At 55.4% G+C, this 9,203-nt stretch carries 13 protein-coding genes; 8 read left to right on the top strand and 5 right to left on the bottom strand.

The window, feature by feature from the left end:
* Positions 1-1,309, top strand: a 1,309-nt coding sequence (locus Q427_RS08920; RefSeq protein WP_081785901.1) for a phage tail tape measure protein, incomplete at its 5' end; no start/stop codon positions are given.
* A 147-nt stretch (positions 1,310-1,456) separates the two neighbouring features.
* Positions 1,457-1,963: a hypothetical protein gene (locus Q427_RS08915; protein WP_043513079.1), complete on the top strand. Its 507-nt coding sequence runs from the start codon at positions 1,457-1,459 to the stop codon at positions 1,961-1,963.
* On the opposite strand, the gene Q427_RS08910 is transcribed toward Q427_RS08915, so the two are convergent.
* A complete protein-coding gene (locus Q427_RS08910) occupies positions 1,964-2,362 on the bottom strand; it encodes a hypothetical protein (RefSeq protein WP_043513077.1) in 399 nt (132 codons plus the stop codon).
* Between the two features lie 15 nt (positions 2,363-2,377).
* On the opposite strand from Q427_RS08910, the gene Q427_RS08905 reads away from it, so the two are divergent.
* Together Q427_RS08905 and Q427_RS08900 are read left to right on the top strand one after the other, a co-directional pair.
* Positions 2,378-2,821 (top strand): phage tail protein, encoded by a 444-nt coding sequence (locus Q427_RS08905; RefSeq protein ID WP_043513074.1) that lies wholly within the window; start codon positions 2,378-2,380, stop codon positions 2,819-2,821.
* Complete coding sequence (locus Q427_RS08900; protein ID WP_043513071.1) at positions 2,818-3,810, top strand: phage late control D family protein; 993 nt, start codon at positions 2,818-2,820, stop codon at positions 3,808-3,810. The genes Q427_RS08905 and Q427_RS08900 overlap by 4 nt, the downstream gene beginning before the upstream one ends.
* Before the next feature lie 8 nt (positions 3,811-3,818).
* On the opposite strand, the gene Q427_RS08895 is transcribed toward Q427_RS08900, so the two are convergent.
* A complete protein-coding gene (locus tag Q427_RS08895) occupies positions 3,819-5,237 on the bottom strand; it encodes a KAP family P-loop NTPase fold protein (RefSeq protein ID WP_043513068.1) in 1,419 nt (472 codons plus the stop codon).
* A 260-nt stretch (positions 5,238-5,497) separates the two neighbouring features.
* Entirely contained in the window at positions 5,498-5,848 is a 351-nt protein-coding gene (locus tag Q427_RS08890; protein WP_043513065.1) for a LexA family protein, read from the bottom strand.
* A gap of 120 nt (positions 5,849-5,968) precedes the next feature.
* Here Q427_RS08890 and Q427_RS08885 point away from each other — a divergent pair, with 120 nt between their 5' ends.
* From Q427_RS08885 to Q427_RS36110, 4 genes are read left to right on the top strand one after another with little or no spacing between them, the layout of a single operon-like run.
* The gene (locus Q427_RS08885) at positions 5,969-6,409 is read left to right on the top strand and encodes a LexA family protein (protein ID WP_043513062.1); all 441 of its coding nucleotides are present in this window, start codon (positions 5,969-5,971) and stop codon (positions 6,407-6,409) included.
* Positions 6,406-6,897 (top strand): Y-family DNA polymerase, encoded by a 492-nt coding sequence (locus Q427_RS36120; protein ID WP_331280580.1) that lies wholly within the window; start codon positions 6,406-6,408, stop codon positions 6,895-6,897. The genes Q427_RS08885 and Q427_RS36120 overlap by 4 nt, the downstream gene beginning before the upstream one ends.
* Positions 6,885-7,436, top strand: coding sequence for a DinB/UmuC family translesion DNA polymerase (locus Q427_RS36115; protein WP_331280579.1), 552 nt, complete (start codon positions 6,885-6,887; stop codon positions 7,434-7,436). Before Q427_RS36120 ends, Q427_RS36115 begins: the two co-directional genes overlap by 13 nt.
* A complete protein-coding gene (locus Q427_RS36110; RefSeq protein ID WP_331280578.1) occupies positions 7,436-7,684 on the top strand; it encodes a DUF4113 domain-containing protein in 249 nt (82 codons plus the stop codon). Before Q427_RS36115 ends, Q427_RS36110 begins: the two co-directional genes overlap by 1 nt.
* Before the next feature lie 268 nt (positions 7,685-7,952).
* On the opposite strand, the gene Q427_RS31135 is transcribed toward Q427_RS36110, so the two are convergent.
* On the bottom strand, positions 7,953-8,543 hold the full coding sequence (locus tag Q427_RS31135; protein ID WP_155833500.1) for a hypothetical protein: 591 nt from the start codon (positions 8,541-8,543) through the stop codon (positions 7,953-7,955).
* Between the two features lie 14 nt (positions 8,544-8,557).
* The gene (locus Q427_RS31130; RefSeq protein WP_155833499.1) at positions 8,558-9,109 is read right to left on the bottom strand and encodes a hypothetical protein; all 552 of its coding nucleotides are present in this window, start codon (positions 9,107-9,109) and stop codon (positions 8,558-8,560) included.
* Positions 9,110-9,203: the final 94 nt, after the last annotated feature.

Genomic DNA, 9,203 nt, shown 5'->3' with positions numbered 1-9,203 from the left:
GCGTGCCCAGAGCCGGGAGCTTGGCGGCACCACGGCCTTCTCGGCAACCGAGGTCGGCTCGGGGCAGGAGTTCCTGCTGCGGGCGGGCATGAGCGCCGAATCCATCCAGGCCTCCATGCGCGACGTACTCGACCTGGCCCTGGCCAACAACACCGAACTCGGCCGAGCGGCGGATATCGCCAGCAACATCGGCGGCGCGTTCAAGATCGACTTCGAGCAGGAAGGCGCCATGGCCCGCGTCGCCGACATTCTCTCGGGTACCGCCAGCCGTGCGAACGTCAACCTTGAGATGCTCGGCGATACCATGAAGTACCTGGGCGGCGCCGAGGATCTCGAACTGACCATGGAACAGGCGGCCGCCATGGCCGGCATGCTGGGCAACATCGGCATCCAGGGCAGCCAGGCCGGTACCACCATGCGCGCCATGATGAACCGCCTGACCAATCCCGCCAAGAAAGGCGCCGCCGCCATCGCGGACATCGGCCTGCAGGTCGCCGATGCCAACGGCAACATGCGCGCCATGCCGGATATCCTGCGCGATATCAGCGCCGCCACCCAGGACCTGGGCAACGTCGAACGCAAGGCGATCCTGCAGAACATATTCGGCGCCGAGGCGGGCAGCGGCATGGCGGAGCTGGTCAACAGCATGGCCGACGGACAGCTCGACGAGATCATCCAGGCGCTGGGCGAAAACTACGGCGAGAACGCCCGCATGGCCGCCACGATGGCCGACAACATCGGCGGCGACCTGAAGAACCTGCGAAGCGCCTGGGAGGAAGTCGGTATCAGCATCGCCGACACCAACAACGGCCCCCTGCGCGACCTGGTCCAAACGGTCACGGCCATCACCCGCCGCGTCGGCGACTGGATCAAGGCCAACCCCGAGCTCACCGGCACCATCGCCAAGGTCGCCGGCGCGCTCATCCTGATCACCACCGCCGGCGGCGCGCTGACCATGATGCTGGCCTCCATCCTGGGGCCGATCGCCATGGTGCGCTACGCCCTCACCCTGCTCTCGCTCAACCCGGTGTCGCTCACCATCATGCCATCGTGGCGGCCTGCGCCGCCCTGGCCGCAGCGGCGTACGCCATCTACAACAACTGGGACTCGATCAGCGCCTGGTTCGGAGAACGCTGGAAAGCGGTCAAGGAAGTGTTCTCCGGCGGTCTCGGCAGTATCTCCCAGCTGCTGCTCGACTGGTCGCCCCTCGGCCTGCTCTGGCGGGGCATCCGCACCGCCATCGAGATGCTCGGCGCCGAGGTGCCGGCAAGCTTCTCCTCCCTGGGCACCTTCATCATCGAAGGCCTGATCGGCGGTGTCACCGGCGCCTGGGCCGCCTGCGCGATGCCATCACCGGCATGGGCAGCAACGTCATCGGCTGGTTCAAGGAAACGCTCGGCATCAACTCCCCCTCGCGGATATTCGCCGGTTCGGTGGCGATCTGCTCGATGGCCTGATGAACGGCATCAATGAGAAGTGGAGCCTGCTGCGCGAGCGCATTGGCGACACCGCCAGCGCCGTACGCAACTGGTTTGCCGATCGGCTGGGTATCCGCTCGCCCTCGCGCGTCTTCGCCAAACTGGGTGGCCATACCATGGAGGGCTACCAGCAAGGCCTCGAGCGCAACGAGCAAGGCCCCCTGGCTGAAATCGACGCCTTCAGCCGCCGCATTCGCCAGGCAGGCGCCGGCCTCATGCTCGGTACCGCGGCATTCGGCGCGGCTGCCGGTGAAGGCCACGCCAGTAGCGGCATCGCTTTCGACACCCGGCCACCCCTATCGGCAGCCGCCACCAGCGGCGGGCTGGAGATCCACGGCGGCATCAACATCACCGTTACCGCGGCGCCGGGCATGGACGAACAGGCTCTGAGCCGTCTCGTCGCCACCGAAGTGCAGCGGGCTCTGCAGGAGGCCGAGCAGAACATGCGTGCCCGCCAGCGATCTGCCTTCTATGACACCGATTGATTATTCCGCAGACGAGGCCGTAGCAGTCTCGTCATTACGAATTCGCTTCCTCAAGGCGCGTAGAAGAAACAACACCGTACCAAGCATGGCAGAGAAGAACATGACCGTGAGAACAAAGCCAGTCACTACAGTCGCTGGATTGGTGATGTCCAGCCCACCAACCATCAATCCAAGCACAGCCATTCCGATGCTACACACCAAGGCGCTAATTGAGTCGTCGTCGACTCTAGCTCGCATCGTGAATCCCAGCACGAGCCCCAGAAGAATGTACAGAGGCTCGTGGCGACCGCTTTGCACCATACGCACAGCATAAAGCCAGTCATTCATCATTGAGCTGATGAAGATGACCAAAGCCATGAAGGCGCAGGCCACCAGATAGAACTTCAAGTAATTGACCATTAGGCAGGCTCACACATGATGATGGTATTCGGATTATTCGTCTTCAGCTTATCTACCACAGCCTACCAGGAGCTGCAGCGACAATCTGACTGGCGCTACCCGCCCCAGAGCCGCGTCGGCGCGCGGCCGTCGCGCCAATTCCTCGGCCCAGGGGACGATACCATCACGCTCACCGGCACGCTGCTGCCCGAGTTCACCGGTGGCCAGCGTCACCTGGACGAACTGCGCCGCATGGCAGGCGAAGGCAAGGCATGGCCACTGATCGAAGGTACCGGCAGGAACTACGGCCTTTTCGTTATCGAGAACCTGAGCGAACGCAAAAGCCGCTTCTTCCGCGACGGCGCCGCCAGTCAGATCGACTTCGACCTCACCCTTCAGCGTATCGACGACGACGATCACCAGCGCCTGGCGGTGCTGGATGCCGCCACCCTGCGCCTGGTGCGGGGACTGTTCGCATGAGCCGCCGGCCGGACTACCGCATCCACCTGCAGGGTCAAACCCTGAGCCCCGAGCTGCGCGCCCGCTTGATCAGTCTGCGCCTGACCGATCGTCGTGGCATGGAGGCCGACCAACTCGACATCGTCCTGAGCGACCACGATGGACGTCTGGCGTTGCCCTCGCGTGGAGCGGAGCTGCAGCTGGCCATCGGCTGGCACGGCGAAGGCCTGGTTGAGCGCGGCACCTACATCGTCGATGAAGTGGAGCACAGCGGCAGCCCCGACCAACTCAGCATTCGTTCCCGCAGCGCCGACATGCGCGGCCAACTCCCCGGCAAGCATACCCAGAGCTGGGACAATCTCACCGTCGCCGAGATCATCGCCACCATCGCCCGGCGCCACGACCTCGAGCCGGTCATCGGCGCCACCCTGGGCGGCATCCGCGTCGGCCACATCGACCAAACCGAGGAGTCGGATCTCCACTTCCTGACCCGCCTGGGAGAACGCTACGACGCCATTGCCGCCGTGAAAGCCGGCCGCATGCTGTTCACTGCCGCCGGCCGGGCGACAACCGCCAGCGGCCTCGAGATACCGATACGCACCCTCACTCGTCGTGACGGCGACCGCCACCGCTACATCACCAGCGATCGCGACAGCTATACCGGTGTGAAGGCCTACTGGAACGACACCAGCGGCGCCCGACGCGAGAGCGTGCTCGCCGGCGACGGCGACAACGTCAAGCAACTGCGCCCCACCTACGCCAGCGAGGAAGATGCCCTGGCGGCGGCCCAGGCCGAATGGCAACGCATTCAGCGCGGCCTAGCCGAATTCAGCCTCGAGCTCGCCGAAGGCGATCCTCTGCTGATGCCGGAAACACCGGTGCGCCTGCGCGGTTGGAAGAAAGAAGTCGACGCCACGCCCTGGATCATCACTGAAGTGACCCACGAAATGAGCGGCTCAGGCTTCACCAGCAGCGTGCAAATGGAAAATATGAAGCATCCATTAAAATAAAAAATTCATTACTCCACACCACTTGCAAGATCAACCAAGTTAATATATTTTCGCAAATCAATCTCATCATTGCTCAGAGCCACCGCAATTTCAACCACATACTGCTTATTTGACTCAAACCTACTTCTTATATTACCCGAATCTGAAAAGCAAAGATCACAAAACTCTTGCGCGATATCATGCACATTTTCCAAGCGCGTACCAAAATAAAGATTATAACCTGGATATTTTTCCTCAACGCCTTTCTTAAGGCCCTCCCCCTCCCTCTTCGCTATAAGGCCATACAAATCAGGATCTGCATCTTTTAAGAAAACCAAATAGCACAACCAATAAAAACTAATTTTTGACTGATTTAAATTAAGCATTACTGAATTTATTTTCAGAAATATTTTTTGTGCATCCCTAAGTGAAACTGAAAATGTTTTACACAGCGCCAAAACTATCAACTGAGTCTCATTAAGCTCATGCCTGTCTGAAAAAACCGTCGAGGCATCTCCGGAAATTACCCTCTGGCCAGTCAAAGAACTAATCGCACCATGTTGACGCTTTGGTTCTTTGACAGAAAAGCCAAGCTTGTAAAAGCGATCCACCTCGGGAAATATAAAAGAACTTTTTATCCAAGCATCTATTGCACTATTATCAAAGCCGTATGTAATATCAAAAAATCGCTTTAAGTACCGATATGAATCAAAACCCTCTCCGTATACAGCTCTTATGGAGTGTTCAAGTTGTCGCGTATCCGTCGCCACAATAAAACGGCATCCTGGGACCTCAAAAAAATGCTTTATTCGCTCCAGCAACTCTAAAGCATAAGGAGGCCTGCACCTATCGAGCTCATCAATAAAAATATAAACTGGTCCTGCCTCATCACCTCCAGCCAAATTCTCTGAGACTTTACTTACCAATTCTGAAAAAATATGATTGAACTGCTCAACAGCAGCCTCTTGCTCTTCGTTCCTATTAATATATATTGTTGCTAAATCCTCTGCGGCCTTGTCATACTCGTCATACATCCTCTCCATTGCCTTATCCACATCAAACCCAGAAAACTTCCCCACAACCCCCTTCAATACCTCTTTAGCAAGCATCGGGAAAGAAGCCACCACTGCTTTTGATGCTTTCTTCCTGAATTCCTCGATCTCAGAACACGCCGCCATTCCAACCTGGCTTTCCAATTGCTGTATTATATTGGCAACAAGAGAGACGAATGGATCCCCCGTATAATCATTCTTCCAAGCATTAATCAACACAACGCCGCGATTTTCCCGCAACTCTTGACACCAATTATGCAGGAAAAATGTTTTTCCGGTCCCCCAAGGGGAATCAATATTTACCACCTTTATTGATTCATTAGTTTCAACTACACGCTGGATAAAGCTCGCGACTTTATCCCGACCTAACAAGTCATTCTCCCAAGCAGCCTCCATCTCGCCCCCTTACATATACTTATACTTTATTAAAATCTCTCTAGATATAATTATAGCGCCTTCTTCTATTAATAGGAAATAATGTAGCCGATTGAACAGGAAAAACACCCTCGCCATCCCTAGCGAAGGTGTTCGAATGACACTCCTCTTCCTCCCTGGCGACCGTCCCTGCCGCGTGGCGAAGCGTCGGTTTCAACCTACCAACCACTCGAAAACGTCGATATGGTCAATCGCCTTTCATCTTGTAGGAAATTTGCCATTCACACCGCATACCGCCGTGCCTGGCTCACCACCACGCCGCGCAGATCCGATGCTCTAGCGATGACAGAATGCCGCGGCCCTGCCGTTGGCAACAGGCGGAAGGCGCCGCCGATCCGGTGCGTGTGGAAGAGCCGTTGCTCACCATCGAGCTCAGCCACCACCAGGTCGGCATGTGCGACCCTCTTCGCTTCATCTACCACTAGCAGGTCGCCCTCCATGATCGGGCCGTTCACGCCGGCCTCATCGCTCACTTCCACCAGGTAACAACTGGGCGGAAACTGCTTCAGGTTGTACCCCTCCATTGCTGGATGAATGCCCACGCATAGCGGGCCCAGATAGTTCACACGCATTCCCCTGCCTCGTGTCGACTCGATTTCTGGTTGTGCGGCCCGGGCTACATTAGCGTTTGCCTGTGGCCGGCTCTGCCGATAATACTGTATAAAACACCAGCTTTCGACAGGAGCCCACCCATGACACACGACACGATCCTTGCTGCACACCCAGCCCCGCCAGCTCTAGGGCTGCCCTACCCGCTCGCCCTGGGCCGAGCCGGTATATCTGGGTTCCCCTCGCCTGCCCAAGACTACGAAGACCGCACTCTCGACCTGAACGAGCGGCTGGTGAAGAAGCCTTCATCCACTTTTTTCATGAGCATCACCGGCGACAGCATGGTCGCGCTGGGCATAAACGAGGGGGACCTGCTCCTTGTCGATCGCTCCGTGGATCCCCGCCCCGGGCATATCATCGTCGCCATGGTCGACGGCGAAATTACCGTCAAGCGCCTGGAGTTGCGCGGCGAACGGCATTTCCTCTGCTCCGGCAACCCGCGCTACGCGCCTATGCCGCTGGCGGCCCTGGAATGTCAGGTATGGGGCGTGGTGCGCTCGGTGATCCACGAGTACAACGTATGATTGGCCTGGTGGACTGCAATAGCTTCTACGTCAGTTGCGAGCGCGTGTTCCAGCCGCGGCTGAATGGCCTGGCCGTAGGCGTGCTTTCCAACAACGACGGCTGTGTCATCGCCCTATCGACCGAGCTCAAGGCCCTGGGCATCAAGATGGGCACGCCAGCGTTCGAGATCCAACACCTGGTGCGCCAGGGCCGCCTCCAACTGCTCTCATCCAACTACGAGCTCTATGGCGACATGAGTCAGCGAGTGCAGGAGGTGCTTGAGGAATTCTCCGCCGGCGTCGAGCCCTACTCCATCGACGAGATGTTCGTGCGCTTCGACGGCTTCGAGCCAGGCATGCTGCTCGATCACGCGCGACAGCTGCATCACAAGGTACGGCAGTACACCGGTATCCCGGTCTGCGTCGCGTCGCCCCCACGCGCACCCTGGCCAAGTTCGCCAACAGGGCAGCAAAGAAGATCCCCGCCTATGGCGGTGTGTGCGTACTAAGAGCCGACACTGCGGAAACCCGCGCCCTGCTCCAGCGCTTCGAGCTGGGTGATCTCTGGGGCGTCGGCCGGCGGCTGGCCGAGCGCCTCGCCCTGCTGGGTATACGCACCGGCTGGGACCTTGCTCAGGCCGACCCCAAGCGGATCCGCCGGCAGTTCAGCGTTACCCTCGAACGCACCGCCCTGGAACTACGCGGCATACCCTGCATCGAGATGAACGACTTCCACGAAGCTCGCCAGCGCATCATGACAAGCCGATCGTTCGGCAAGCTCACCGGCGACCTGGGCGAGATCCGCGAGGCTATTCGTCAACACGGTCAGCGCGGCGCCGAGAAGCTACGCAGCCAGGGAAGCCTAGCCCGAGCCGTGCTGGTGTTCCTCAAGACCAATCCGTTTCGCAACGACCTGCCTCAGTACTCGTCCAGCCTGATGGTTGAGCTGCCCCGCCCCACCGACGATAGCCGAGAGATTCTCCACGCCGCCGGCGAAGCCTGCAGCTCGTCTACCGCAAGGGCTACCAGTATCAGAAAGGCGGCGTGATGCTGATCGACCTCATCGACGCCAATCGACAACAGCTTTCACTACTGGATACAGCCCAGAGCGATGCCGATCGGCAGCGTAGCCAGAAGCTGATGAACACGATGGATGAACTGAACAGAAGAATGGGGCACGATACCGTCAAGCTCGGCACGCCCAGCACGGGCGCCGCCTGGCACCTTCGCTGTTCACATCGCACCCCACGCTATTCCACGCGGTGGGACGAACTACCCACTGTCAGGGTGCTATAACGCGAAAACCCGGCCGCTAGGCCGGGCTGAATCTTCGCTTCCATACTACCATCTTCAGCGTCTTGCTCAAGCATCCTTGGTACTGAACGTTCCTTCGTTCGGTCTTCCCTGAAGGGCTCTCCATTGCCCGTTACATCCAAGATAGCCGCTCCAAGCGAAGCATGACTTTACCCACGATATGGAAGTGTGTAAGAAATTGCCACTTCGCTTCGTAGGAAATATCTTACAAATTGGTCAGATGAGATTGATCAGCCCCACCACATGGCCGTCATTTTTTTGATCTCTTTACAGCATACAGAGACCAATCAAAAAATGATGACACAATGACAAGTAAACGTCTCGAGAGATTAGGAACATTTACGTTTCTTAGATAACTTATCAATACATAAAAATACAGTTCGTAATATTTTTTTTCTAAACTTTCTCTGGAAATAAACACCTCAAAACCTTCATGACGATTATGAAAATCAATTTTACTTGGTTCACTACCAATTAAATCTTTAAAAAGCTTACTCACATACTCCTCGCTGATCCCCTGAAAAAATTTCATATTTAAATCGAGATTGCAATACGACAGCCTAACATAACGCTCACCTCCCAATAAGGATTGTTCAAGCCTTATTGATGTTAAAGCCACCACCCTTGGAATTGATAGCCCAGAAAGCGGGAACTCGATATGTAAAGGAGAAAATATTTTATTCGAAATTAAGTATGGGTAAAAAAGAGAATTATCATTTAAAACCTGGAAAAAGACCCTTGAAAAGGCACTCTCTCTTTCACTTGTAGAATATCCTATGACATGATAGAAAAACTCCCCAACACTAATATCTAAGGGGGAGATGCTTGCTCCCTGCCCCATACCTTTAATGTACCTTATCCCCTCTCCGTGGAAAAATTTTCCAGCCCCCAAGGAAGAAAACTAGAATTTGCCACCGCAATCCCTTTCGGCATTTCAATCGAACGAACAGCCTTAGACTCAATAAGCGACAAAGCTCTAATCGCTTTGCCATAGTATTCATGCTTCATTATCCCTAGAGAGTAGCATCCACCTTCTTCATCAAAACTATCAAAAGTTTCAACGTCGGCCAAACCGACATTTGAGAAAGTATACCTAGCCAAATATGCAACTGTTGCAAGGGAGTTTGAGGAATGTAAAGACGCGTCATAGATCTTAACAAATACATCCTTTATATAGTTAACATCTTCCAAAGAAATCTGTTCCAGCTCATTACCCACCAACTTTTTCCTACACTCAAATAAACTCGCTGCAGCCAATTCACGAATCTGATTTTTTGTTTTTTGAATTTCAGATATTTTTTCAACAATCACATCTTTCAAAAGATAAAGCCAGAGCTTCTTACTCAAGAAAAGCAATGAAGAAACAGCAATCAATAAAGGCAAAAAATCAACAATAACATTGTACATGTAAACGTAGACCGTAAAGTGAAAACAAGAAAATTAATAACAGACACTCTCCGTTATTCTGAAATGTCTTTTTTCAGCTCGTTTAGCATAATAT

Source organism: Halomonas sp. BC04 (assembly GCF_000568385.1).
This window is presented reverse-complemented; position numbering and strand designations above follow the sequence as displayed.